Origin of the sequence: Solwaraspora sp. WMMA2065 (assembly GCF_030345075.1) — a bacterium.
Lineage (GTDB): Bacteria > Actinomycetota > Actinomycetes > Mycobacteriales > Micromonosporaceae > Micromonospora_E.
This window is the reverse complement of sequence record NZ_CP128361.1, coordinates 5,394,085-5,419,473: the sequence shown is the minus strand read 5'-3', so window position 1 is coordinate 5,419,473 and position 25,389 is coordinate 5,394,085. Positions and strand designations below refer to the sequence as shown.

The 25,389-nt window shown below is 70.8% G+C and carries 22 protein-coding genes, 1 tRNA gene and 3 pseudogenes; 8 read left to right on the top strand and 18 right to left on the bottom strand.

Annotated elements, in window-relative coordinates; all coding sequences use genetic code 11:
• Nucleotides 1-203 precede the first annotated feature (203 nt).
• The 6 genes and pseudogenes from O7610_RS24620 to sp36 form a co-directional block, all read right to left on the bottom strand.
• Nucleotides 204-1,898, bottom strand: coding sequence for a serine/threonine-protein kinase (locus tag O7610_RS24620; protein WP_289211976.1), 1,695 nt, complete (start codon nt 1,896-1,898; stop codon nt 204-206).
• 54 nt (nt 1,899-1,952) lie between these two features.
• On the bottom strand, nt 1,953-2,405 hold the full coding sequence (locus O7610_RS24615; RefSeq protein WP_289211975.1) for a hypothetical protein: 453 nt from the start codon (nt 2,403-2,405) through the stop codon (nt 1,953-1,955).
• Between the two features lie 142 nt (nt 2,406-2,547).
• Nucleotides 2,548-6,135, bottom strand: a pseudogene (locus O7610_RS24610) (adenylate/guanylate cyclase domain-containing protein); the annotation flags it as partial.
• The gene (locus tag O7610_RS24605) at nt 6,132-6,986 is read right to left on the bottom strand and encodes an MBL fold metallo-hydrolase (protein WP_281552779.1); all 855 of its coding nucleotides are present in this window, start codon (nt 6,984-6,986) and stop codon (nt 6,132-6,134) included. The gene O7610_RS24605 and the pseudogene O7610_RS24610, both read right to left, overlap by 4 nt.
• An 89-nt stretch (nt 6,987-7,075) precedes the next feature.
• Nucleotides 7,076-7,537, bottom strand: a complete 462-nt coding sequence (locus O7610_RS24600; protein WP_281552778.1) for a RidA family protein — start codon at nt 7,535-7,537, stop codon at nt 7,076-7,078.
• A complete protein-coding gene (gene sp36, locus O7610_RS24595; RefSeq protein ID WP_123603862.1) occupies nt 7,534-7,689 on the bottom strand; it encodes a Sp36 family protein in 156 nt (51 codons plus the stop codon). Before sp36 ends, O7610_RS24600 begins: the two co-directional genes overlap by 4 nt.
• Nucleotides 7,690-8,147: 458 nt before the next feature.
• Here sp36 and O7610_RS24590 point away from each other — a divergent pair, with 458 nt between their 5' ends.
• Genes O7610_RS24590 through bagB form a run of 3 tightly spaced genes read left to right on the top strand, consistent with a single transcriptional unit; the run spans nt 8,148 to nt 10,888 of the window.
• Entirely contained in the window at nt 8,148-8,666 is a 519-nt protein-coding gene (locus O7610_RS24590; RefSeq protein WP_281552777.1) for an Rv0361 family membrane protein, read from the top strand.
• 28 nt (nt 8,667-8,694) lie between these two features.
• Complete coding sequence (bagA, locus tag O7610_RS24585) at nt 8,695-9,705, top strand: ATPase BagA (RefSeq protein WP_281552776.1); 1,011 nt, start codon at nt 8,695-8,697, stop codon at nt 9,703-9,705.
• Nucleotides 9,706-9,739: 34 nt separating this feature from the next.
• Complete coding sequence (bagB, locus tag O7610_RS24580; protein ID WP_281555797.1) at nt 9,740-10,888, top strand: ArsA family ATPase; 1,149 nt, start codon at nt 9,740-9,742, stop codon at nt 10,886-10,888.
• 52 nt (nt 10,889-10,940) lie between these two features.
• Here bagB and O7610_RS24575 read toward each other — a convergent pair whose 3' ends face one another.
• Entirely contained in the window at nt 10,941-11,237 is a 297-nt protein-coding gene (locus O7610_RS24575; RefSeq protein WP_281552775.1) for a WhiB family transcriptional regulator, read from the bottom strand.
• 395 nt (nt 11,238-11,632) lie between these two features.
• On the opposite strand from O7610_RS24575, the gene O7610_RS24570 reads away from it, so the two are divergent.
• Nucleotides 11,633-14,074, top strand: a complete 2,442-nt coding sequence (locus tag O7610_RS24570; RefSeq protein WP_289211974.1) for a penicillin-binding protein — start codon at nt 11,633-11,635, stop codon at nt 14,072-14,074.
• A gap of 40 nt (nt 14,075-14,114) precedes the next feature.
• Nucleotides 14,115-14,450, top strand: a complete 336-nt coding sequence (locus O7610_RS24565; RefSeq protein WP_281552773.1) for a hypothetical protein — start codon at nt 14,115-14,117, stop codon at nt 14,448-14,450.
• Between the two features lie 266 nt (nt 14,451-14,716).
• On the opposite strand, the gene O7610_RS24560 is transcribed toward O7610_RS24565, so the two are convergent.
• The 6 genes and pseudogenes from O7610_RS24560 to O7610_RS24535 all read right to left on the bottom strand — a co-directional run bounded on the left by O7610_RS24560 (nt 14,717) and on the right by O7610_RS24535 (nt 22,186).
• Nucleotides 14,717-14,896 carry a hypothetical protein gene (locus O7610_RS24560; RefSeq protein WP_281552772.1) on the bottom strand — a complete coding sequence of 60 codons (180 nt, stop codon included), beginning with the start codon at nt 14,894-14,896 and terminating at the stop codon, nt 14,717-14,719.
• Nucleotides 14,897-14,906: 10 nt separating this feature from the next.
• Nucleotides 14,907-15,386, bottom strand: a complete 480-nt coding sequence (locus tag O7610_RS24555) for a zinc ribbon domain-containing protein (protein WP_281552771.1) — start codon at nt 15,384-15,386, stop codon at nt 14,907-14,909.
• Between the two features lie 431 nt (nt 15,387-15,817).
• The gene (locus O7610_RS24550; protein ID WP_281552770.1) at nt 15,818-19,798 is read right to left on the bottom strand and encodes a glycoside hydrolase family 9 protein; all 3,981 of its coding nucleotides are present in this window, start codon (nt 19,796-19,798) and stop codon (nt 15,818-15,820) included.
• Nucleotides 19,799-20,353: 555 nt separating this feature from the next.
• A pseudogene (locus O7610_RS24545) lies at nt 20,354-21,111 on the bottom strand (IS5 family transposase).
• A 98-nt stretch (nt 21,112-21,209) separates the two neighbouring features.
• Nucleotides 21,210-21,483 (bottom strand): annotated as a pseudogene (locus O7610_RS24540) (transposase family protein); the annotation flags it as partial.
• 247 nt (nt 21,484-21,730) lie between these two features.
• Nucleotides 21,731-22,186 carry a GatB/YqeY domain-containing protein gene (locus O7610_RS24535; protein WP_281552768.1) on the bottom strand — a complete coding sequence of 152 codons (456 nt, stop codon included), beginning with the start codon at nt 22,184-22,186 and terminating at the stop codon, nt 21,731-21,733.
• 25 nt (nt 22,187-22,211) lie between these two features.
• On the opposite strand from O7610_RS24535, the gene O7610_RS24530 reads away from it, so the two are divergent.
• Together O7610_RS24530 and O7610_RS24525 are read left to right on the top strand one after the other, a co-directional pair.
• Entirely contained in the window at nt 22,212-23,105 is an 894-nt protein-coding gene (locus O7610_RS24530; protein WP_281552767.1) for a metallophosphoesterase, read from the top strand.
• A gap of 143 nt (nt 23,106-23,248) precedes the next feature.
• Nucleotides 23,249-23,325: transfer RNA gene (locus O7610_RS24525), tRNA-Pro, on the top strand.
• Nucleotides 23,326-23,412: 87 nt separating this feature from the next.
• Here O7610_RS24525 and O7610_RS24520 read toward each other — a convergent pair.
• The 5 genes from O7610_RS24520 to O7610_RS24500 are packed head-to-tail and all read right to left on the bottom strand — an operon-like array spanning nt 23,413 to nt 24,577.
• On the bottom strand, nt 23,413-23,610 hold the full coding sequence (locus O7610_RS24520) for a hypothetical protein (protein ID WP_475049348.1): 198 nt from the start codon (nt 23,608-23,610) through the stop codon (nt 23,413-23,415).
• A complete protein-coding gene (locus tag O7610_RS24515) occupies nt 23,610-23,825 on the bottom strand; it encodes a flavin reductase (protein ID WP_281552766.1) in 216 nt (71 codons plus the stop codon). The genes O7610_RS24520 and O7610_RS24515 overlap by 1 nt, the downstream gene beginning before the upstream one ends.
• On the bottom strand, nt 23,822-24,025 hold the full coding sequence (locus O7610_RS24510; protein ID WP_281552765.1) for a hypothetical protein: 204 nt from the start codon (nt 24,023-24,025) through the stop codon (nt 23,822-23,824). The genes O7610_RS24515 and O7610_RS24510 overlap by 4 nt, the downstream gene beginning before the upstream one ends.
• Nucleotides 24,018-24,260: a hypothetical protein gene (locus O7610_RS24505; protein ID WP_281552764.1), complete on the bottom strand. Its 243-nt coding sequence runs from the start codon at nt 24,258-24,260 to the stop codon at nt 24,018-24,020. The genes O7610_RS24510 and O7610_RS24505 overlap by 8 nt, the downstream gene beginning before the upstream one ends.
• Nucleotides 24,257-24,577 (bottom strand): DivIVA domain-containing protein, encoded by a 321-nt coding sequence (locus tag O7610_RS24500; protein WP_281552763.1) that lies wholly within the window; start codon nt 24,575-24,577, stop codon nt 24,257-24,259. The genes O7610_RS24505 and O7610_RS24500 overlap by 4 nt, the downstream gene beginning before the upstream one ends.
• Before the next feature lie 266 nt (nt 24,578-24,843).
• Here O7610_RS24500 and O7610_RS24495 point away from each other — a divergent pair, with 266 nt between their 5' ends.
• Nucleotides 24,844-25,269 (top strand): NsdA family TPR-like regulatory protein, encoded by a 426-nt coding sequence (locus O7610_RS24495; protein WP_289211973.1) that lies wholly within the window; start codon nt 24,844-24,846, stop codon nt 25,267-25,269.
• Nucleotides 25,270-25,389: the final 120 nt, after the last annotated feature.

Genomic DNA, 25,389 nt, shown 5'->3' with positions numbered 1-25,389 from the left:
GGCGGGGTCGTCGACCGGGTACGGGCCGACGGACGGTTGCGGGTCAGCAGTGCCAGCAGGCAGCCGGCCAGCGTCCAGCCGCAGAGCACGAACCACTGCGGCAGGGTCGGACCGTCCGGAAAATACGAGATACCGCCCGCGAATCAACGAAACGGACGCCCCGGGTGGAAAGTCGGACAGCCCGGACTTGCGCCGGATGTCGGTTACCGGGCGGCCAGGGTCGGGCCGAACAGTTGGCCGGGCCCCTTGCCCGCCAGGCACTGGTACCGGTGGTCGCCGGCGGCGAGGTCCGCCGGATCCGGCAGCAGCACCGCGTACTGCCAGTCGTGGGCGTCCATCCGCAGGGTGAACAGCCGGAAGCTCTCCGCCCCGCAGGCCTCGGCGATGGCCGGGTCGGACCGGATCGTGGCATGGTCGGCAGCCCGCAACCGGGTCGGCAGCTCACCGACCGCGAACATCTCCCAGGTGTGCCGGCCGGTGCAGGCGGTCGCGGTCAGGGTACGCGGAGAGTTCGATACCCGGCCGTTGAAGCATTCAAGATCGTCCGGACAGCGCAGCTCCGGTCGCAGCGTCAGGTGGCAGTTCGGCAGCACCGCGCCCGCCGGACCGCCGCTGGTGGGGTCGCTGGCAGGGCTCTCACTGGCCACCGCACCGGTCGTCCGCTGGTCGGCTCCGGTGATCGGGGGAAACGTGGTGGGACCGGAGCCCTTGGCGACGATCCAGGTGCCCAGGCTGGTCATCGCGAGCAGCACCAGCAGGCCGAGCCCGCCGGCGAGGGTCCGCAGCCAGGAACGGACAGCGTTGTCGGGCGAGGTACCCGTTCGGCCGGACGACGGGCCGGACGACGGGCCGGCAGCCGACGGCGGCGGGCCGGGCGGGCCGGGTCGTTGCCCGGGCACCTGGCCCGGCTCCGGCGGAGGTGGCACCGGAACGCTCCAGGACGGGTTGCGTTCCGGCCGGGACGGCACCGGGGTCGTCGGGTCGGCCCAGCTGCTCGACCCGGACGGTGGCCCACCGGAGACCGGGGCGATTGAAAACGGCGGCCGGTGCGGGGCAGCCGGGCTCCAGTGCTGACCGAGCGGTACCGCCGCCAGCATGTCCCGCAGCACGACCGCCGGAGGCCGGGCAGCGGGATCGTTCGCCATTCCCTGGCGTAGTACATCGGTCAGCGCCGGGTTGACCCCGGGCAGGTCCGGCAGCGGCCGGTCGAACATCTCCAGGAGAGCCACCAGGCTCGGGTTGCGCTCGTCGTCCCAGCGTGGCGGCTTGCCGCGCATGATGGCGTACAGGGTGGCGCAGAGCGCGTAGACGTCGGCGGCGGCCGACGGCGGACGGTGCTGGAACGACTCGGGTGGCGCGTACGCCGGGGTCAGCACCTCCAGGGTGACCGAGGCGTCGCGGTGCTCGACCAGCACGGCCAGGCCGAAGTCGGCCAGGGCCGGCTCGTTGAACCGGGAGTAGAGGATGTTGGCCGGTTTGACGTCGCGGTGCAGGACGCCGAGATGGTGGGCGTCGGCGAGCGCGTCCGCGATCTTGACCCCGACGTCACGGGCCTCGAAGGCGTCCAGCGGGGAGGTGCGCATCCGGTCGGCGTACGAGCCGTCGCACATCTCCATGATCAGGTACGGATGGAGATCCCCGGTGACGCCGACGTCGAAGAGGTCCACCACGTGCGGATGGGACGACATCCGCCCGGCGGCACGCGCCTCCCGCATGAACCGGCGCTGGTCCCGCTCGTTGTCCAGAGCCCGGTTCTCCACCTTGACGGCGACCTCCCGGCCGACCGACTCCTGGACCGCGCGATAGACGGTGGCGTAGCCGCCTCTGGCGAAGACTGACAAATCTGACAGTCCAGGCACTGTGGGGAACGGCAGCGCGCTCGGCAGTCTGTCGTTCACACGGTAAACGGTACCCAAGACCCCGGACAGCCGGGGCGACCCCGGGCCCCCGGGTCAGCCGTCGCCAGCCGACCGGCCGGTGCCGGGCGACGGTACGCCGACCCGGCGGCGACGTTCGGTCAGCAACGCCACCCCGGTCACCACCGCGCCCAGCCCTTCCCAGGCGGCCACCCCGACGAACCGCACCGGAGCCACCTCGGCGACTACGACCACGGTGAAGACCACCGTGGTGACCAGCCGGAAGATCACCGAGAACAGGAAGAACGGTCGCCAGTCGGTGACCGACGCCAACAGGTAGTAGACGCCCATGTTGAACGAGGCCATCGACGACGCCGTCATGAAGGTACGGGTGTAGTCGCCGGCCGCCCGCTCCCCGGTGGGCAGCGTGTCGAAGCCGAGCAGTACGAGCAGGACATCGGGCTGAGCCAGGCCGACCGCGCCCAGCAGCAGGGCCATCGCCCCGAACACGGCGACAGTCCATCCGGATACCGAACGGGGCAGCTTCATCGGGTTCCTCCGGCCACAGTGCGCCCAGGATGGAGCACAGTGGGAGTCAGGCTAGCGAGCGCGCCGCCCGGCCGGCATCCCCGGGTCCGCCATGATCCACCCCACCGACCAGGCCACCGTCATCCACAGCGGACCTGATCGCCTCGGCGGGCGCCCGCTCGCTGACCTGCTCGGTGCCGTACGCGAGACTGACCGCCCGGTCAGCTGCCTGCCGTGCCGCGACCTGCTCGCCGTTGGCGGCGAGCGCGGAGGCCAACACACCGAACCCGACGACCTGACTGCGGACGTCCTCCGCCGGCGAGTCCAACGCCCGCCGGGCCCAGTGCAGCGCCGGCTCCGGCTGCCCGTCGGCGAGCAGCGCCGCCGCGTACCGGGCCAACGTCTGACGCCGGGAGAACAACACCGCCGGGCTGTCCATCGCGGTCGCGACCGGTGCCAGCAACCCGACCGCGGTCGGCGGGTCACCCGCTGCGAGCCGCGCCGACGCGAGCAGCACCCGTGGCGCCACCTGGACGGCGGCCAACGGGTTGTGCGGTTCGACCGACGTCAGCACCGACTGCGCCAACCGCTCGGCACCGGCCACGTCACCGCATTGCAGGGCGACGAAGCCGCGCAGCGTCCCGGCCATCCCGATCAGCAACGGGTGATCGATTCGCTCGCCCTGGGCGAGCGCGTCGGAGAGCAGATCGGCGGCGTGTTCCCACTGGCCGAGCCCGCGCGCCACCACCCCCCGCGCCAGCAACGCGAAGCCCCGACCCCAGTCGTCGGCCGCGCTGTCGAAATCCCGGTACGCGCGCCGCGCCGACTGGTCCGCCTCGGCCAACTCACCCAACTCGGCCGCGGCGAACGCCTCCACCGCCCGGAGCGTGCCGACCGCCCACGCCTCCCCCACCCGCTCGCCGAACGGCAGGAAAACCCGGGCCAACCGGCGGGCGTCGGCCAACCGGCCGGAGAGCAGCCGGGCGAACGCGGTGGTGCCCCGCAGCCAGGCCCGCCCCACCGGGTCGTCCAGCTCGACGAACAGCCGCGCCGCCCGGTTCAGCACCGCGTCGGCGCCGGCGAAGTCGCCGCGCATCGTGGTCACCCACGCCAGGCTCTGCAACGACCAGGCCTGCCCACGCCGGTCGCCAGCTGCCAGGTTCACCTGGTACGCCGCAGCGAATCGGCTGCTCGCCCGGCTGAGCCGGCCGGCCAGGAAGTCGGCCATCCCGAGTCGGCGCATCGCCTCCGCCCGCTCGGCGGGCAGCCCGACGTCGGTGGCCACCTGCAACGCCTCACGCCACACCGCCACCGCACGGGCGGCGTCGCCCACCGCCCGGTGGGCCCGACCGGACACCAGCAGAGCACCGGCCCGGGCAGCCGCGTCCTCACCGGCGTTGGCGAGCACCTTCTCAGCGGTGGCCAGCGCCTCGGCCGGGCGGCCGGTCTGCAGCAGCGCCCGGGCGTAGACCAGCCGGTCGGCCTTCGGCACCGCGTCCCCGCCGAGCACGGACGCCCGCTCGGCGTACTCCACGGCCAGCTCCGGTTCACCGACCGCGATCGACCGGCGGGCCGCCCGGCCCAGCGCCGCGACCCCCAGCGGCCCGACGGCGCGGGCCGCCGAGTCCGGGCGCAGCCCGACCGCCTCGGCCAGGCCGACGGCCCGTTCGACGTGCTCGGCGACGAACACGTCCCGCAGCGCCGGGCTCATCCCGCCCGGCCCACCGCTCGCCGGGCCGGTGCCGACCGCCGCCGGCGCGTCGGCCCCGGCCGCCCACCGGGCCAGGCACGCGTGCCGTTCCGCCAGGTCGGCCTTGCCGATCCCGGCATAGGCCGCCTCCCGCATCAGCGGGGTCGGAAAGGCGAAACCGACCCGGGTCCGGTGCAGCATGCGGCGCTGCAGCAACTCCTCGACGGCCCGGTCGAGCTCGACCGCCACCACCGCCGCCGGCCGGCCGTCCCGCCGGTCCCGCAACGACTCCAGGGTGCCGTCCGGTACCACGTCGCCGACCACGGCGGCGTCACGCAGCACCGACCGGGCGTCGGCCGGCAACGCGTCGATCCGGGCGGCCAGCACCGCGGCCAGGTCCCGGGAGAGCAGCCGGCTGCTCAACGAGCCGGGTGCCAGCCGCCAGTCCGCGCCGTCGCCGGCGGCGTCGGCGTCGGCCGACGGACCGGTCCGGGTCAGCGCGCCCCGCTCGATCAGCAGGGTGACCAGCTCGGCCAGGTAGAACGGGTTGCCCTGAGCGGTGGCCAGCAGCCGGTCCACGTCGGGTTGCGGCAGCCGCCCACCGCCGAGGTACGAGGTGAGCAGCCGGGCCGCGTCGGCGCCGCGCAGCGGCGGCAACGGGTGCACCTCGGCGTCGGCCACCCCGGTCAGCACCCCGGCGGTACGCACCAGCTCGGGTCGGCCGAGCAGCAGCACCAGTACCGGACCGGTGAGCCGGGACAGCGTCTCGCCGAGCACCTCGACGGTGTCCGGGAGGGCGTCGTGCAGGTCGTCGACCACGATCAGCAGCGGCGCCTCCCGGGCCAGGGCGCTGAGCAGGTCGGCCACCGCGCTCGGGATCGCCTCCGCGTCGAGCACCGGAGCGTCCGTGGTCAGGTCCGCCGGACCGGACGACGGGTGCGCGGCAGCGGGCGGCTCCGCGTACCCGAGCAGGGTCAGTAGCAGGTCGACGGAGAGCGGCGGCGGTTCCGGACGGACCCGGGCCAGCCGCTGCCCGAGGCGACGCAGCCGCTCCTCGACCACCGGGCGGGTGACCGCGGTGGAGCTGTCCCGGGGCAGCCCGGCCGCGATCCGCACCAGGTCGGCCAGCGGGGCCAGCCGACGCCGCTCGCCGAAGGCGGCGCAGCGTACCGACAGCACCCGCGCGCCGGTGGGCGCCGCGTACCGCCCGGTGCCGACGTCGTAGCCGGCGGCGTACCGCTCGACCTCGACGGCGAACCGGGACTTGCCGATGCCGGCCTCCGCGGTGAGCACCAGCACCCGCGGATCGCCGTGGTCGATCACCTCGGTGAGCCGGCCCGCCAGCCGACCGATCTCGGCCTCCCGCCCGACGAACGGGGCCTGGTCGCCGATGCCCGACCGGGTGCCGGGCGCGTCGTGCAGACCGAGCAGCTCGTACGCCTCGACCGGGGCGCGTTTGCCCTTCAGCCGCAGCGGGCGCAGCTCCCGCCAGGCGGCGACGTGCCGGGTGCCGGTGACGGTGCCGGCGCCGGCGTACACCGCGCCGACCGCCGCCGCGTCGGCGAGCCGCGCGGCGGTGTTGACCGTGTCGCCGATCACCGTGTACTCGATGGCAGCCTGAATGCCGGCGACCACGTCACCGGTGTTCAGGCCGACCCGCAGGCCGAGCGGAGCACCGCCGCCACGCTCGTCGTCGAGCACCCGACGCACCGCCCGCTGCATGCTGAGCGCGGCCCGTACGGCACGTTCGGCGTCGTCCTCGTGGGCGACCGGGGCGCCGAAGACCGCCATGATCCCGTCGCCGGTCAGCTTGTCGACGTGCCCGCCGAACGTCTTGACCGCCCCGGCCAGGGCGGCGAGCACCCGGTCGGTGACGGCACCGACCCGTTCCGGGTCGAGATCCTCCGACCAGGAGGTGAAGTCGGACAAATCACCGAAGAGCACGGTGACCACCCGGCGTTCGGCGGCCGGCAGGAAGGCGGCCGCCGGCAGCGCGCCGCCGCAGTTGTGGCAGAACCGCGCGCCGGGTACCGCGACGGTTCCGCACACCGGGCAGGTCACTGCCGTTCCAACCCGGTCCGCCCCGGTGTCGATTCCCGGTCACCTGCCGCGCTGTCGGTCGGCCCGCGCAGGTAGGCGAGCTGCGCCCGGACCGACCACTCGGCGGCCGGCCACAACGCCCGGTCGACGGTGGCGTACACCTCGGCGACGACGGCCGCCGGTGCGGTCACGCCCCGGGCCACCACCTGGCGGACCTGGTCCAGCCGGGCCTGCCGGTGGGCCAGGTAGAACCGGGCGGCGGCGGCGCAGTCGGCCAGCGCCGGGCCGTGCCCCGGCAGCGCCGTCACCTCGTCGTACGCCGCGAGTCGCCGCAGGCTGGTCAGGTAGTCGCCGAGGTCGCCGTCGGGCCAGGCCACCACGGTGGTGCCCCGGCCGAGGATGGTGTCGCCGGTGAGCACGGCCTGCCGCCCGTCCGGCCCGGCGACCAGGAAGCAGGCCGAGTCGGCGGTGTGGCCGGGGGTGGCCAGCACGGTGACGGTCAGGCCGGCGGCGTCCAGCACGGTCCCGTCGCCGAGCCGGTCCGGTTGCTGCACCTGGTGGTCGGCGGTCAGGCCCCGGACCGGGGCCTGGAACCGCTCGGCGGCCGCCGGCACCGCCTCGACATGGTCCGGGTGCCCGTGGGTCACCAGGATCATCGAGTACGGGCCGTGCTGCGCCAGCCGGTCGAGATGCCCGGCGTCGGCCGGACCCGGGTCGACGAGGACGCCGTACCGCTCGCCCGGCCGGCGCAGCACCCAGGTGTTGGTGCCGTCCAGCGTCATCGGCCCGGGGTTGGGTGCCCGCACCAGGGTCGCCCAGCCCGGCAGATCGCTGGCCAGGGCCGCGGCGGGGGTGGTGACGTGCGCGGTCATGGCTGCGATGGTACGGCCGTACGGTGACTTCGCCGAGACTTCTTCAGCCCGCTCGGGTGCCGACCTGCGCCAGGCCGGTGCGCACCGGATCAGGCGACCTCGACGACGACCTCCACCTCGACCGGCGCACCGAGCGGAAGTTCGGCCACCCCGACGGCGCTGCGGGCGTGCCGGCCGGCGTCACCGAAGACCTCGCCGAACAGCTCCGAGGCCCCGTTGATCACGGCGGGCTGGCCGGTGAAGCCGGCGGTCGAGGCGACGAATCCGGTGACCTTGACGATCCGGGTCACGGCGTCGAGGCCGACCAGGGCGTCGATCGCGGCGAGCGCGTTCAGCGCACACCGGCCGGCCAGCTCCCTGCCCTGTTCGGGGGTCACCTCGGCACCCACCTTGCCAACGGCGAGCAGCGCTCCGTCGGCCATCGGCAGTTGGCCGGAGACGTAGACGTGCTGACCGGAGCGGACCGCCGGAACGTAGGCGGCCACCGGCGGGACCACAGTCGGCAGGCTCAGCCCCAGTTCAGCGAGGCGGGCGTGTGGTCCGGCGGTCACGACTTGGGCCGCTTCAGGTACGCCACCAGCTGGTCCGGGTTGGGACCGGGGATCACGGTGACCAGTTCCCAGCCGTCCTCACCCCAGTTGTCGAGGATCTGCTTGGTGGCATGCACCAGCAGTGGCACGGTGACGTACTCCCACTTCTGCATCGCGTTACGGCTCCTAGCTCTGATTCGGCAACCGCCACAGCCTAAGGCCAACGGCCGGGAGGGTGAGCCGGGTGCGTCGGCCAGATACCCTGACCGTCTGGTGGCGGCTACCGTCCGCCGACGACGAGACCTGAAACCTGGGGATGAGGATGACGCAACCGCCCAGTGGCGAGGCACAGCCACCGGACGCACAGCCACCGGCGCCGGACGCACAGCCGACCGAGGCACAGCCGACAGGGCCTGGGCAGTCGGCAGGGCCGGGACAGTCGATCCCGCCGCCGCCTTGGCAGCGTCCTACCGCACCGCCGTTCGTTCCGCCGCCGGACCGGTCGCCGTACGCCCCGCCGCCGGCCGGCGCACCGTTCGCGGCGGCACCGGGTGGCCCGCCGTTCCCGCCTCCGCCGGGACAGTCCGCACCGCCGCCCGGGCAGCCTGTACCACCGCCGCCCGGCCAGCCGGTGTCACCGGGACAGCCGTTACCCCCCGGCCAGCCCGTACCGCCGACTCCCGGCGCACCGGCCGCAGCTGCCGCCGGCCGCCGACGTGGCCTGCTGATCACCTCGGTGGTGCTCGGTGTGGTGCTGCTGCTCTGCGGTGGTGGCGGCATCGCGGCGTTCCTGGTGATCAACAACCTGGAGACGGGTAGCGGCGCGGCCGAACCGGTCGCCGCCGTGGACGAGTTCCTCCAGGCGGTGTACACCGACCGGAACGTCACGGCCGCGGCCGACCTGGTCTGCCGGGAGGCCCGGGACGAGTCCGCGCTGATCGAGAAGGTGGAGGAGATCGAGGGCTACTCGTCGACGTACCGCAACCCGCAGTTCGAGTGGAACGTGCCGACCGTCGACGAGCAGGACGAAGATCGGGCCGTCGTCTCGGTCACCGTGCGCATGGTCACCGAGGACGAGCGCAGCGCGGAGCAGGATCTCAGCTTCATGGTGGTGCAGAAGTCCGGCTGGTTCGTCTGCGACGTCAACTGAGCGGCGTCGCGCACTAGTCTGGTTGGACGTGGGGGTCACCGAGCAGTCACCTGTCGCCGCCGTACCCGGCTGGCCGTCCCGGTTGCACGTGGTGACCGGCAAGGGCGGGACCGGCAAGACCAGTGTCGCCGCCGCGCTGGCGCTCGCGCTGGCCGGCTCGGGCCGGCGCACCCTGCTCGCCGAGGTGGAGGGCCGCCAGGGCATCGCACAGCTGTTCGACCTCGGGCCGCTGCCGTACCAGGAGCGCCGGATCACCACCTCGGCCGCCGGCGGCGAGGTCCGCGCCCTGGCGGTGGACCCGGAGGAGGCGCTGCTGGAGTACCTCGACATGTTCTACAAGCTGGGCGCGGCCGGGCGGGCGCTGCGGCGCCTGGGCGCCATCGACTTCGCCACCACCATCGCCCCCGGGCTGCGCGACGTCCTGCTCACCGGCAAGGTGAAGGAGGCCACCACTCGGATGGTGGACCGGCGACGGGTCTACGACGCGGTGGTGCTCGACGCACCGCCCACCGGGCGGATCGGCCGGTTCCTGAACGTGACCGCCGAGGCTGCCCGGCTGGCCAAGGTCGGCCCGATCAAGACGCAGAGCGAGGGCGTCGCGGTACTGCTGCGTTCGCCGATCACCGCGGTGCACGTGGTGACCCTGTTGGAGGAGATGCCGGTGCAGGAGACCCTCGACGCGGTCGCCGACCTGACCGCGCTGGGCATCCCGGTGGGCAATGTGATCGTCAACTCGGCCCGGCCGCCGCTGCTCGCTGACGGACCGGTCGGCCAGACGCAGCTACGGCGCGGGCTGGCCGCAGCCGGGCTGCCGACCGACCGGGAGACGGTGACCGGCCTGCGGGCCGAGGCACAGGAGCACCTCACCCGCCGCGCGCTGGAGGACTCGCTGCTGACCGACCTGGTCGAGTTGGGCCGGCCGATCGTCCGGCTGCCGCTGCTGCCGGACGGGGTCACCCGCGAGGGCCTGGACACGCTGGCCGCAGCGTTGCTGACCGGCACCGGGCCAGCTGCTGGAAGCGACCTCACAGCGACTTGATCGGCGGATCCTGGGCCGACCCCGATACGCTCGACTGGTGCCTCCTGATCACGCAGCGCCACCGCTGGACGTCGACCGGATCCTGGCCGATCCGGGCGTGCGGATCGTGGTCTGCTGCGGTGCCGGCGGGGTGGGCAAGACGACGACCGCGGCGGCCCTGGCGCTGCGCGCCGCTGAGCGGCACGGCCGGCGCACCGTGGTACTCACCATCGACCCGGCCCGCCGGCTGGCGCAGTCACTGGGCCTGACCGAGCTGGACAACACCCCACGGCAGGTCAAGGGCATCGAGGTGGAGGCCAGCGGCGGCGAGTTGCACGCCATGATGCTGGACATGAAGCGCACCTTCGACGAGGTGGTGCTCGCGCACACCGACACCGACAAGGCCGCCGAGATCTTCGCGAACCCCTTCTACCAGGCCATGAGCTCGACCTTCGCCGGTACGCAGGAGTACATGGCGATGGAGAAGCTGGGCCAGCTGCACGCCGGTGGCGAGTGGGATCTGATCGTGGTCGACACGCCGCCGTCGCGGTCCGCGCTGGATTTCCTGGACGCACCGGCCCGGTTGGCGCGCTTTCTGGACGGCCGGATGCTCCGACTGCTGCTGGCACCGGCCCGGGCCGGCGGTCGAAGTATGTTCAGCCTGGTGACCGCGTCGTTCGGGGTGTTCTCCCGGGCGGTGCAGAAGATCCTCGGCGCCCAGTTGCTCAGTGACCTGTCCGGTTTCGTGGCGGCGCTGGACTCGATGTTCGGCGGTTTCCGGCAGCGGGCCGAGCAGACGTACCGGGTCCTGCAGGCCGACGAGACGGCGTTCCTGCTGGTCGCGGCGCCGGAGCCGGATGCGGTACGGGAGGCGGCGTACTTCGCCGGTCGGCTCGGCGCGGAGCGGATGCCGCTGGCCGGGCTGGTGCTCAACCGGGTGCACGAGCCGGCCGTACCCGGGTTGTCCGCCGAGCGGAGCCTGTCCGCCGCGCAGGAGCTGGACCGCGACGGCGGGCATCCGGCGACGGCCGGGGTGCTGCGGGTGCACGCCGCGGTGGCACAGCAGTCGGCGCGGGAGCGCCGAGTCGCGGCGATGTTCACTGACGCGTTCCCGCAGGTGCCGGTGGCGACCGTCCGCGCGCAGCCCGCCGACGTGCATGACATCGACGGGCTACGGACGATCGGCCACGCGGTCGCCGGCTGAGCCTGGCCCCGCGCAGCTCCCTCTGGTCCTGCACAGCTCCCGGTTCAGCGGATCACTTGGTGGCGACGAGCACCTTTTCGCGGTCCCGCATGGCTGCTTCGAACATTCTGCGCCAGCTCGCCACCTGCGGGTGCCGGCGCAGCAGAGCCCGCCGTTCCCGCTCGGTCATGCCGCCCCAGACCCCGAATTCGATCCGGTTGTCGAGTGCGTCGGCCAGGCACTCGTACCGGACCGGGCAACCCCGGCAGATGCGCTTGGCCACGTTCTGCTCAGCGCCCTGCACGAACAACGCGTCCGGGTCTCCGCTCTGGCACGCCGCCAGGCTGGGCCAATCAGCGATCATGCCCATCGTTCCACGTCCCCCCTAGCAATTTCCGCTTGCAACCGGTGGAGTCAGTCGGCAAGCCGGGCGGCTGACGCTGCTTTCCCCCGCAGCACGCCGCCGTGCGATCCTCGCCGGACCATCATGTTCTGTAGTTGGGTGATTACGCAACGTTATTGGCGAAATCCGCTTATCCGGACACAACACCCTTCCCGGGCGCTCTGCCGAGCAGGGGTACCCGAGGCGGAAACGGGGAAACCCCGCCACCCACACCTTCCCGGGGGGAAAGTAGGCGGCGGAGACCACAACCGCCGGACGGGTCTCTGCGTTTAGCACAACGAGGCCGGAGCCGGCAGGAAATGCACAGGTGCGCCACACGGCGACCTCTTCAGTCCCTCACGTACCCTGACTGGGTGACCTTGATGCGGAAGCGAGACCACAACCCACTGACCAACGCCGCATCGCTGCTGATCTGTGGGCTGCTGGCCGGCGTGGTGGTCGCCGCTGCCGCGTTCCCCGCAGTGGCGATGTCTGGCCTGGCAGCCAAGGCAGGCGCGGAGACCTTCGACAAGCTGCCCAGCGAGCTGACCGTCAAGCGAGCGCCGCAGATCAGCTACCTGTACGCCGCCGACGGCAAGACCACGCTCGCCGCGATGTACGACGAGAACCGCCGCGACGTCCCGATCAAGGACGTCGCACCGATCATGCGGGCGGCGATCATCGCGGCCGAGGACCACAACTTCTACGAGCACAACGGGGTCGACGTCAAGGGTGTCGCCCGGGCCTTCGTCGCCAACCAGGGCGCCGGCGAGACCACCCAGGGCGCCTCGACGCTGACCATGCAGTACGTCCGGCTGGCCATCGCCTACTCGGCGACCCACCCCGAGGACGTGATCGCCGCCACCGAGGACACCAACGCCCGGAAGCTGCGCGAGATGAAGTACGCGATGCAGCTCACCAAGGAGATGACCAAGGACGAGGTGCTGGAGCGCTACCTCAACATCGCCCCGTTCGGCAACGGCGCGTACGGCGTCTTCGCCGCCAGCCAGGTCTACTTCAGCAAGCAGCCGGCGGACCTCACCATCGACGAGGCCGCCATGCTCGCCGGCCTGGTCAAGGCCCCGACGGCGTTCGACCCGACCACGCCGGGTGGCTACCCACAGGCCGTCGACCGGCGCAACTACGTCATCGACAACATGGTCAAGACCGGGGCGATCACCCAGGAGGAAGCCGACGAGGCCAAGGCCGTCGAGCTGGTCGTCAACGGCAAGCGCGCGCCGAACGGCTGCGTCGCCGCCAACAAGAACCACTGGGGCTTCTTCTGCGACTTCTTCTACCGCTGGTGGATGGAGCAGGAGACGTTCGGTGCCACCAGCTACGACCGGGAGCGGCGGCTCAAGAGCGGCGGCTACCACATCGTCACCAGCCTCGACCTGCAGACGCAGGACGCGGCGAAGAACGCCGTCGAGGACGCGCTGAAGACCGGCAGCAAGCACGCGCTGATGGTGGCGGCGGTCGAGCCGGGCACCGGGTACGTACGCGGTATGGCGGTCAACCGCAACTACAAGCTCGACGACCCGGACAACCCGAAGAACAAGCTCTCCAGCGACCCGAAGAAAGCCGACAAGGGCATCCGGGGCACCTACCCGAACACCACGAACCCGCTGCTGACCGGTGGCGGTGACATCACCGGTTACCAGTTCGGCTCGACGTTCAAGATCTTCCCGCTGGTGGCGGCCCTGGAGAAGGGCTACCCACTGGAGTACACAATCAACGCCAAGAGCCCGTACGAGTCGAAGTACATTGTCGAACGGGGCAGCCCGGCCGCCTGCGCGGGCACCAACAAGTACTGCCCCAAGAACGCCAACTCCAGCATGAACGGCGTACACAACATGTGGAGCGCCTTCGGCGCCTCGGTCAACACGTACTTCGTGCCGCTGCAGGAGCGGGTCGGCGCGGCCTCCGCCGTCGACGTGGCGCAGCGCCTCGGCATCACCTTCCGGGCCTCCAACGACGCCCGGTTCGCCGCCGACCCGGAGGGTGCCAACCAGTGGGGCGCCTTCACCCTCGGCGTCTCCAGCACCACGCCGCTGGAGATGGCGAACGCGTACGCCACCCTCGCCGCCGACGGCAAGTACTGCAAGCCGATCCCGGTCAAGGAGATCCGCGACCAGGACGGCAACAGCCTGGACATCGCCCAGCCGCAGTGCAAGCAGGTGGTCTCCACCGAGGTGGCCCGGGCCGCGATCGACGCGGCGCGCTGCCCGGTCGGTGACAACTCGTCGACGTCGCAGTGCCGGAGCCGCACCGCCGGTGGCGTACGCAGCATCGTCGGGCACCCGGTGGCCGGCAAGACCGGCACCACCGACGCCGAGAAGACCGCCACCATGGTGGTGACCACCAAGCAGCTCGCCGTCGCCGGGGTGCTGGCCGACCCGGACTGGGCCGACACCAACGCCACCATGTCGCACGACATCGTCAACCCGGCGGTCTACGAGACGCTGCGGGACGCGATGAAGGGCAAGGAGAAGCAGCAGTTCAAGGCACCGAGCGGCAAACTGGTCCGCGGTGAGCAGCGCTCCATCCCGGGGGTGCAGTGTCAGTCGATCGACAACGCCCGGTCCCGGCTGGCCGGTGCCGGATTCGAGGTCGAGGTGGACCGGTCCGGTGCGGTCGACTCCACCTGCCCGGCCGGCACCGCCGCCGGCACCAGCCCGAGCGGCCGCACCATCAAGGGCGGAGTGGTGATCATCCGGGTCAGCAACGGCCAGGGTGCCCAGCCGAGCCCGGGCGACGGTGACGGTCCCGGTGGGCCGGGCAACGGGCCGGGACGTCCCGGTAACCCGGGCAACCCGGACGACTGACTGGCGAAATCTAGTGGCGGGCGGGCACCGATCCACATCGGTGCCCGCCCGTCCGCTTCAACCCCTGCTCGCCCGGTACGAGAACTTCCGAGCCGGACCAGTTGATGTCGAGGTTGCCGAGGTCGCTCTCGGGCTGGTCGTCCTCGTCGAGAGTGCTGAAGGCGGCATGGTAGCAGCCGAACCCGTGGCCGCCGGCCAGGGTCGCGATCGCCCAGCCGCGCAGGTTCTCCTCCAGCTTCTCCGGCTGACGTGGGTCGACGGCGACCCGGATGACTTCGAGCAGGTCGTACGTCTGGTCGCGCGTGCCGGCGCTGTCGATGCGGCACAGCGAGAACCCGTACCGCTCGCCTTCCTCCCTCGTCTTGAGCTCGGTTGAATAGTTTCGGTACTGGGAGATTTCGGGGGCGGCGAATCGCCGATCACGTGGTCGGCTTGCTCCGGGTGTTGTCGTTCCGGGTTGGGGCGGGGGTTCGTGGTGTGGTCGGGCCGCCTGGTCGCGCGTCGGTGTCGCTGTGGTCAGCCGGGTGCCGGGCGGACGGCGGTGAACAGGTTGTCGAACGCGGCCTGCGGATGTCCCGCTGGCGGCCGTCGGTTCTCCCCAACGGCGGCCAGTTAGTTCCCCGCCGTGGGTGGTGTTTCTGGTCAGTTCAGTAATTTCACCCGCTGTCCGGTGGTGGCCTGGTTGAGCCGGAAGCTGTCGCCCTGTATGACGACGACGTGGGCGTAATGCAGGTTCGAGCTGACGGCGAGGCTGCGGCGTTCGTAGGCGGCGTCAACGAGGCGGTAGAAGCCTTCGGCGGCGTCGGGTGAGACGGTTGACATCCTCGCCGCCCTAAACGGCGGCGATTCCAGCCACGCCGCGCGTGATACGCGCGGTGTTCTGGTGGGCTACCGTTTCACCGCGCGGTGCCGGGACGGGTCCCGGTCCTACCCGCGCTCCACGGTCGTTGAAGTCCGCCTGCCCGGCGGCCTTGATGTTGATCGCCGCGTTGACGTCCCGGTCGTGGTGACCGCCACACGGACAGACCCACGACCGCACGTCCAACGCCATCCGCTCGTTGATCCGGCCACAGTCCGAGCACATCCGGGTGGACGGAAGCCACCGGTCCACCCGGGCGAACGGTCCCCCGAGCTGTCCCGGGCGGTCCACGACGCGAACTCGACCGCCCGTACCCACATCCCGAACCCGACCACCGGCGAGTGCCACCGGTGCGGCGGCGTACCCGGCCCCTGCCGGCCGTTCCTGCGGGCGATCGCCATCCTGGACCGGTGGGACCCCAGTAGTGCCCGGCGGATCCGCGCCGTACTCCATCTCTCCGGGCTGATGACCGCCGGATACCCGCGCACGACGACCAGGACGAGTCCGCCGAGTCGTACGGAGCGTCGGACGATGCCTGACGACGAAGCTCTGGTGTGCCCCGGTGATCTGGTGGCGCTGCGGCAGTGCGACCACGTGGACGGCAAGCGCCCGGTCCGGCTCCGAGTCCAGGAGGTCTGGCCCTCCCCGCAGTGGCGTTCGTGGATGCTGCTTCACGGCCGGGGAATCAACGCTGAGGAGCCTGACCGCGACGGCAAGACGGTCAAGGTCCAGGCTGTACAAGGACGAGCTCAACCGGCCGGGCGCGGTCCTCAGCAGGGGCCGTCGGACCCGGCTGAACGGCCGGCCCGCCCGGATCTCTCCCGGGCGGGCCGGCCGGCTTTCAGCGACAGATCAGCGACGAATCACCGATGGGTGACGGTGGCTCACCGGCGCGGTGCCTCGTCGGCGGCGAAGGCGCTGACCCACGCCAGCGCCGAGTTCCAGTTGATGGTGATCTCGTTTGTCGACCAGGCCTCCAGGTTGTCCACGTAGCACAACTGGGGGGCGCAGCCGTGCAGCCAGGACGCCGACAGCGGGTCCTGCAGGCTGGAGTTCGGCCCGCCGGACACCGAGCCGACCGGCGGATTCGGCAGCGTCGAGTCGAACGACCTCGCGTACCAGCGGCTGTGCTGGTTCTTCGCGTCGTTGGTGCCGTACCCGGTGACGTAGGACTGACCGAGGGCGTTGCGGCCCAACAGGTAGTCGAACGCCTCGAACACCGCGTCGACGTACATCGTGTTGCCGGTCAGGTCGTACGCCGTGGCGATCACCACCTGATTGTTCAGGATCGACGCGTTCGATCCCCAGTCGTACAGACCGCTGGCCGGGGTGTACGTCTGCCCGAACCGTTCGGCCTGCTGGAACGAGATCAGCCGGTTCGCCGCGGTCGTCACCCAATGGCGGATCTGCGCCTGCTCGGACAGTCCGCTGCCGAAGCGGGCCAGGTCCAGCTGGGCGAGAGCGGCGACCTGCCCCCAGTAGAAGCCGTTCTGGTTGAACGCCGCCCCCGCAGTGTGGTACGGGTTGGCCCGCACCGCGTCGAGGTACGTCCCGCTGCCGGTGGTCAGGTACAGCTGCGTCGCCGCCCAGTAGAACTCGTCGGTGACGTCGCTGTCGGCGTACGGGCCACCGCCGGAGCGGTCCGCCCTGGGCGCGTAGAGCGTCGGGTTGGCCAGCGCCGCGGCGTAGGCCCGCTGCGCCGCCGACCGCAGCCGGGAGGCGAAGGCCGCGTCGTACGGGGCGTAGAGCCGCGCCCCCTGGGCGGCGACCGCGGCCAGGTTCAACGTCGCCGCCGTCGACGGCCGGTGCAGCTCGCGCTGCTTCGTGTCCTGGTGCGGCAGCATCGGCGGCCCGGTCCACGACTCGTCGTGGACCTTGTGGTGCACCATCCCGGCCAGTGGCAGCCCGTCCGGTACCTGCATCTTCAGCATGAATTCGAGGTTCCAGCGGGCCTCGTCGAGGATGTCGGGCACGCCGTTGCCGCGCTCCGGGATCGCCAGGGTGGAGTCGCCCAGCGGCCCGGACCGACCCACCGCCACGGCCCGTTCCCACGCCGAGAGCAGCTGGTAGGTGGCGATGCCGCCGTTGACCACGTACTTGCCATGGTCACCCGCGTCGTACCAACCGCCGGTGACGTCCAGCGTGTAGTCACATGTCCAGTTGTCCATGAACGACTGCGGGAACTGGCACGGCACCGCAGTGTCGCCCCCGCCCGGCGAGGACGCCACATGCCCGGCCGGGCGGGCGTACTCCGCCCCGGCAATGCCGCCGTCGATCGCGATGCCGCTCCGGTTCGGGTAGAAGAACCGCATCGAGTCCGTTCGCAGTGACGCGTACAGGTCCGTCCGGATGTCGAACGGGTAGCTGGCCTGGCCACCGACCACCAGCTCGAACCGGCCGGTCGCCGTAACCGAGCTGAAGTCGACCAGGTGGACCGAAGCGCCGGCCGAGCCGTCGAAGCCGGCCGGGACGGTTTGCCCGGTCGCCACGTCGCCGCCGCCGACCCGCCGCAGCGTCCAGGACTGCGGGTTCGCCGCGTCCGTCACCAGCGTCGCCCGTTTCGGCCCCTGCGGCAGGTAGCCGTGCTGGTTGACCTTCACCGCCGGACCCCGCTGCGCCTGGTACACGTAGCTGGCACCGTTGAGCGTCACGTCGTCCATGCAGAACTCGTACGCCTGGTCCGACCCGCCGAGGCGGAACTGTACCTGCGACAGCACGTACTCCTGGCTGAAGCTGGTGTTGAAGGTGTACTCGTAGGTCCGCCACGCCCCGCCGGTGACGGTCGGATACTTGACCAGGTACGTCGTGTGGTTCGGGTTGTCGAACGGAGCGATCTGCACCACCAACGGCACCGTCTCGCTGGTCCGCACCCGGAACCGGAACGTGTAGGAGTTCCCTCGTGGCAGGTAGATGCTGTTGTGCCCGACAAGCACATCCCATGGCTTCTCCGATGCCGGGGCGGTCACGCAGAAGACCCCACCGTCCACCTTCGGCGTCATCCCCGCGTTCACCCACCACGGTTTGAAGCTGCCGGTGAAGTTGCTGTTCTGAATCAGCCGGCCAGTCACCTGCGGACGCGGATCACCACCGCTGTACGCCGGCAGCGTCCCCGGCGGAAGCTGCTCCGGGGAGGTCGGTACGCCTGGCTGGCCCGGCCCCTGTTCGCCTGACCCGTAGCGCGGCAGCCGCCAACCGTCGACGCCGCCCTCGACGCTGTCGAGCAGCAGCAGGTCCGCGACCTGGTCGCCATCGAGGTCGCTGAAGATCGCACCGGAGCCACCAGCCAGCGGCGCACCCATCCGGATGGTGCCCAGTGACCGCCAGCCGGTCGAGCTGGTCCACGGGCTGCCGACGTTCTCCCATGCCTGGACCCCGCCAGTGACGTAGTCGACCAGGAGCAGATCCGCGCGGCCGTCCCCGGTGACGTCGGCGAAGTAGACCTTCCCGCCGCCCTGTCCCTGGCCCGGATGCCCGAAGCCGTCAATCCGGCTCCAATCAGCCGGCCCGGGCAGGCCCCACGCGGTGTTCTCCCAGGCGCTCACGGTGTTGTCCGCAGTGACCGTCAGGTAGTCGCTGTCACCGTCACCGTCGATGTCGAGGAAGAAGCGCCGCTCGGCAGCGGCGAACCCGAGGTTGTCCGCGACCTGGCTGCCCGCCGCCCACCGGATGTCGCTGATCGACGACTCACTGCGCCAGGCTTGGATCATCGGGACACCGGTCGGTGACTGGCTGGCCTCGAGGACCGCGATAAGGTCGGCTCGGTCATCGCCGTCGAGGTCGCCGAAGTGGACCTGGTCGGCGTTGAACTGCTCCAGTATGTCCTCGATCGGTCCGGCGTCACTACGCTGCGCCCAGAGCCGCTGGCCGTCCTCGCCACACCCGACGTTCTGCGACAGTTCGGCGCGTCCGGCCGCCGCGACCAGGATCCGGTCCGACAGGCCGTCGCCGTCGACGTCCGCGTACTGCAGTTTGGTCCTCGATACCGTTTCGCCCGAGCTGTTGTCGTTATCGAGCAGATCGAGGCGCCGCTTGAGGCCGTCCTGCATCCGGCCGAGTTCCTGCCACCCGAGCCCAGTGCCGTTGCCGGAGCTGGGGTCGTAGCCGGGGCACTTGCCGGTCGCGAACGTTCCGATCCCGTGCCGGGCTGCGAGCTCCACTGCCTTGCGCAGGACGTCCGCGGCCTCGGCCGTGAACATGTCGGCTGCGTGGCTGACGAGGCTCTTGAGCGAGTTCCACACCTTGAGGCTGGTCTCCCTCAGGAACTTCCCCAGCGCGGCGTACATGGGCCGGACAGTCGACTCGACCAGCTGAATGGCACCGTGCAGGGTCGCGCCGACGAACGCACCGCCGAGCGCGGTCCCGAGTACGTCCGACCACACGTCGCTATTGATCTCCTTGCCGGCGAAGACAGCCGACAGCAACTCCCGTACACCGCCTGCGATGAATCCCGCGAAGGCTCCGCACAGCACCGCGGCCACCGGCGCCTCTGGCGCGAAGAAGGCAACGCAGGTGCCTTCGACGAGCGCCCAGACACCGAAGAAGATCAACGCCAGCGCGATCTTCTTCAGGACGCCGATCCAACTCCACGCGGCCTCGACCTCCGCCTGCGGGATCACTATCACCAGGTGGTTGGCCATCCGGTGAATCTCGCCGTCGAAGTCGATATCCTCGTCCTGCTCCGCGTAGTACCCGATCCCGAACTCGTCCGCCTTTGCGAGGAGGTACGAGCTCAGGCTGGCTCCCGCGTCGCGCGCCTGGTTGGCGTCGTCAACCTGACGTTGCAGGATCTCGCGGAGCTCAGCCTCGTCGCGGGCGGGGGTGAACTCCAGGATCGCGACGATGTCGTCGTCGCGCTCTGCGAACACGCCGAAACTCCCGATGTCCCGGGCGCAACCAATACGTAGCGTGACCTCACCCGGTCCGGTCGCTCCAGCTTCGAGAGCCGATTCACCGAATTCGCAGCCTGACGCGCTCTGCGCCGCGACGGGTCGTGCGTGGCCGGTCACCACCAGCACGACCACCAGCGCGAGCGCAACGCAATAGGTCCATAGTGGTCGACGTCTGGCTCGCAGCCAAACTAGGGTTTGCATCAACTGCAGCACCCAACTCTTCATCGCCGATGTGGCGAACCTGAACAGGAGACGGGGGTGTGACCCGGACGGGCAGCGGACTGCCGCCGGCGGCGATGTGGAGGTGATCCTACGCATCTGTGATCAACCAGGAAAGCGCAGGTCCCGGCACCAGCCCCAGCCACCGCAATGGATGGACTGAGGCCTGGACTCACGAGATCCGGCCCCGAACAACAGCCCCTACCGCTCGGATCCTGAGTGTTCACCAACAGTCAGCATTCACTAGGGATCCACCTGGACGTGGCCCAGAGAGTGGTGACCATACAGCCCTAGGGCGTGTATCAAAGTCGGTCACAGCCACTCGTTGATCGCCGCGACCTGCACGGTCGCCTCGTACCGGACGGCGAGTTTGTCGTAGCGGGTCGCGACGGCACGGTCCAGGTTGACCACCGGGATGCCGGCCTCGGTTGCGCTTGAGCCGGTTGATCCCGCACTCGACCGCGTGGCGCTGCTGGTAGATCTCGGGGTCGAGTGCGGGATCAACCGGGGCACCCGGATTCGGTCGAGGACCGTCGTGAACTGCGGGCTGTCGCCACGCTGCCCACCGGTCAGCACGATTGACAGCGGTTTCTGTCCCTGTTCACAGCCCAGGTGCAGTTTCGTGGTCCGTCCGCCACGGGAACGCCCCAACGCGTGGTCGTCGGGTTCCGACCCGGTACCGCCGGGCGGTTCGGCCTGCAGATCCCCCTTTTACGCGCTCCGGCGGCGTGCTGGTGCGCGCGGCTGATCGTGGAGTCCACGGACACGTCCCAGACGATCCGTCCCGCCGCGTCGGCCAGGGCCTGCAACGCGGTCAGGATCCTGGCCCAGGTCCCGTCGCGCTGCCACCGGCGGAACAGGGCGTACGCCGCCGCCCAGGAGCCGTAGTGGTCGGGGATGTCCCGCCACGGGGCGCCGGCCCGGGTCCGCCACCGGATCGCGTCGATGAGCTGCCGTTTCGTTGATGCGGGCGGTCGGCCCGGCCGGCGTGCGGTGGGCAGGAGAGGCTCCAGGACTGCCCACTGAGCGTCCGTCAGGTCGTGCCGCCTCGTCACCGCTACGCTGGTCACGAGGTCTCCGTGTCGATGGTTCGTCTTGGTCGATAAGCCATCCACCGGAGACCTCGCTGTTTGCCGGGCAGCGACACACCGGAAGTTCGTCACCCGCCCACCTGCTCGGTGAACGTCCGGCGTCGACATCCACCCTGGTCGCAATGCCAGCGGCGTTTGCGCCACCGTAACCGCGTCGCCCGGCTCGCCACGGGCAGATCCCGGGGCCGGGTCGTCACCCAGTCCTTGACCCGCCGGGCCCGCGCACCGCAGTCCGAGCGGCATCGTACCTGCTCATCGGCGGTAGACAGAGCGACCACCGGGACACCGTCGGGGTCCAACCTGACCCGGTCCACCATCCAGGCCCAGCAGCCGGGTCATATTGTTGACCATGCTCGCAGCTCTCCGCTTGTGAACATCCGATCTAGACACTCAGATGATCACCGAAGGGCTGCGAGCCCTCTACGCCAGGGTCACCGTCAACCGCGAACCCCACTCAACTCAGAAGAGCCGTTGAAGGCCAGGCAAGCAACTGCTCCGATGGAGCTTACGTATTGAGTGGCATTCACTGTATCGGGACTGCGGGAGCTACTCGCAGTCCCGATAGGCTTTCAAGTTCGGCACCTATCGCAGCTTCCGGTCAAAGGCCGAGCTGGCGGCGTACCGCGGCTGCCACCCGGCCTCCCTCGGCCTGGCCGGCCACCGCGGCCTGGGCCGCCTTCATGGCCGGGCCCATCTGCGCCTTGCCGGTGAACCCACCCTCGGCCAGTGCGGTGGCGACGATGCCGGCCAACGCCTCGTCGTCGAGCTGACGCGGCAGGTAGCGGTCCAGCACCTCGCCCTCGGCCCGCTCCTTGGCGGCCTGATCGACCCGGCCGGCGTCGGCGAACGCCGCAGCCGCCTCCCGGCGCTTCTTCGCCTCCTTGGTCAGCACGGCCAACGCCTCCTCGTCGGAGAGCTCCCGCTTGGCCTTGCCGGCGACCTCGGCGTTGCCGATCGCGGCCAGCGCCATCCGCAGGGTGGAGGTGGTCAGCTCGTCCCGGGCCTTCAACGCGGCCCGCATGTCAGCGGTCAGGCGGTCCTTCACGGTGCTCATGAGTGGCCAAACTACCCTGGTCGGCATGCGAAAGCGCACCGTATTCCGGCTCGCCGCCGGCACCGCAGCACTCGGCGCCGCCACCCTGGCGTACGCCTCGCTCATCGAGCGCAACATGTTCACCCTGCGCCGGTTCGACGTGCCGGTGCTCGCGCCGGACGCAGAACCGCTGCGCATCCTGCACCTTTCGGACATGCACATGATGCCCGACCAGCGGCGCAAACAGGCCTGGGTGGCGGCGCTGGCCGGGCTGGACCCGGACCTGGTCGTGGTCACCGGCGACAACCTCGCCCACCCGGACGCCGTACCGGGCGCGCTACGGGCCCTGCAGCCCCTGCTGGACCTACCCGGCGTGTTCGTCTTCGGGTCGAACGACTACACCGGCCCGGTGTGGAAGAACCCGCTGAGCTACCTGCTGCCCGAGCGGGACTACCGACCCGGCCCGGACCTGCCGTTCGAGGAGCTGCGCGAGGTGCTGGTCGGCGCCGGCTGGCACGATCTGAACAACCGCCGGGCGTCGTTCAAGGCCGGCGGCCGGCTGATCGACGCGGCCGGTGTGGACGACCCGCACATCGAACGCGACGATTACGCCGCCGTCGCCGGCCCGCCGTCGCCGGAGGCCGACCTGAGTCTCGGCCTCACCCACTCTCCCGAGCCCAGGGTGCTGGACGAGATGGCCGCCGACGGGCTCGACCTGCTGCTCGCCGGGCACACCCACGGCGGGCAGGTCTGCATGCCGTTCGTCGGCGCCCTGGTCACCAACTGCGACCTGCCCCGGTCGATGGCCAAGGGCCTGCACCGGTGGCCGGGCACCGACTCGTGGCTGCACGTCTCGGCCGGGCTGGGCACCCACCCGACCGCGCCGGTCCGGTTCGCCTGCCCGCCGGAGGCCACCTTGCTGACGTTGATCGCCCGCTGATCCAACGCTGACCGAACGTCGACGCAGGTCAGCCTGCGTCAGCCGGCGGCCCAGTGACGCGCCGCCCGTGGGCCGGCGGCGGCGCACCGGGGATACCGGATTTGCCCTGCCGAGCCGGTGGGCTAGTATTGCCCAGCGGACCTCGGGGTGTGGCGCAGTTTGGTAGCGCGCTTCGTTCGGGACGAAGAGGTCGTCGGTTCAAATCCGGCCACCCCGACCAGGTCAAGGGCCATGTCGATCACATCGATATGGCCCTTCGCATGTCCAACTGCGTGTCTGAGCGCCCTGGCTGGTGCAGTCCAGTTTCTCACCTTGCGGCGGATCGCCGGATGAGGCGGTAGCGGGGCGGGGGTGGGTCCGGACGCCCGCGATGCTCGTGTTGGTGTTCACGCACCTGGTTCTCCCAGATCTCCTGGTCGTAGTCGGGGTCGGGCGGGATCCAGCGGTGTGAGCCGTCGTCGTAGTGCATCGGTTCGTCGCCGGGGCGCAAAATCGACATCGACATCACAGCCAGCCGAGAAAACGCCAGTAGAGGTCGCAGCCGTGCCCGGCCGGCAGGTCGGTCATCGCCTCGACCATGTTGGTGGCGAGGTAGACCGACAGGGAGACGCGGGCGTCGGCGTACTCGATCGTGAGTTGTCGCCGGCTGTCGAGGCACGGCCAGGCATGCCCGCAGCCGGCGCAGACCCAGCTCGGGCGGACGGGGACGTGCATGCTCATCCGGCGTTCTCCGGCTGGTCGACGGCGGCGACGTGCACACCGAGGTCGCGCAGCCGGGTGAGCGCGACCTCGGTGCGCCAGCAGCGGCCAGCGGCGGTGAGCGGGTCGCCGCAGGCGCAGCCGTCGGCGCGCGGCGCGTGCCGGTCGACCAGCTCCGTCAGGTGATCGATCTCGACCTGGCGGGGGACGGGGTCAGCCATCGGCCGGCGCGGTGCGGTCGCTGACCAGGTCGCTGCCGGCCGGGTCGGGGTCGACGTCACCCCATACCCGGGTACGCAGCAACGGGCGGTCGGTGGCCGACAGCGTGGTGCCGGCGAAGTCGACGACGTCGAGGTGGGCCAGCGAGTCCCGCAGCGCGGCGGCGAACCGGGCGGCGGCCTCGATGTCAGTGAGCCGGGTCGGCAGGTGGATGGTCCAGCGCGGTTCGTCGCTCACCAGTGGCCTCCGTTGCCGGTCTGCCGCTGATGCTCCGACTGGTAGACGCCGGCGGGCGGGTCGTTGAAGCGGCAGCCGACGTGGCGTTGCCGCCACTGCCGCAGCCCTTCGCGCAGCCGGTCGGCCTCGGCCCGGTCGACGGCGGCCTGCCGGGTGAGCCGGTCCAGCACATCGGCGACCTGCCGCAGGTACGCGTACACCGCCGCCGGGTCCAGCCCACGCCACCGCGTCTCGAACTGCACCGCCCTGACCTGCCACGGCTCCACGAGTACGCCCTGCCGAGGCACCACCCGCCCCCGCCTGCTCCGCTGCTCCATGACTTCTCCTCGCGAACTCGACACCAAACGCTCAGCCAACAGCCAGGGGAGGCCACGCTGATCGACAACTCGCATCTATGGATGAGCCGATTAGTAGTTCGAATCGCGAAGCACAATCGTTCGCCATCCAATGATCATCGCCGCGCTCTACTCCGGTGCGGCAGGACCTGTTTGTAGTAAACGGATTGTCGGCGTCCTCCGGTAGCCTGTGAGGACACTGGACGCGTTGAACGCGTTGAACGCCGGTCCGACCAGGGAGGCTGCGGATGACACGGCAGCAGAGGAAACGCAACGAGCAACTGCGGGAGATGATCAAGGCGTGCCGGTGGTCATACGATGCCTGTGCCGCAGCAGTTCGAGTCATCGCCCGCGAGCACAACGACGACCTGCGATCCTGCGATCGGTCACACGTCGGCCACTGGGTCGCAGGGGTACGGCCAAGTGGTCGAACCCCTCGCTACCTCGCCGAAGCGGTCAGCCGTCGACTCGGTCATCTCGTCTCACCGACCGACCTTGGCTTCGACGTGGACGGTAGCCTGGAAGCCGACCTAGGCGGACTCGACTGGTGGGTGGACGACTGCGCCACCAACCTCGTAACGATCGGGAGGGCCGACTTGGAGCGACGAGCTTTCGCGCTCAAAGCCTTGTACTCGCTGGCTGCGCTCGCGGTTCCTAATGAGTTCTGGGAGTGAGCCATCCGGCAAACTCCTGGTGGGTAGGTAGCCGCCAGCCGGTGAGCACTCCGGGTTCCTGGACGTCGAGTCCTGACGAAAGATCGTGCCCCGGCTGGTCGGTGTGGAGAGTTGATCGCT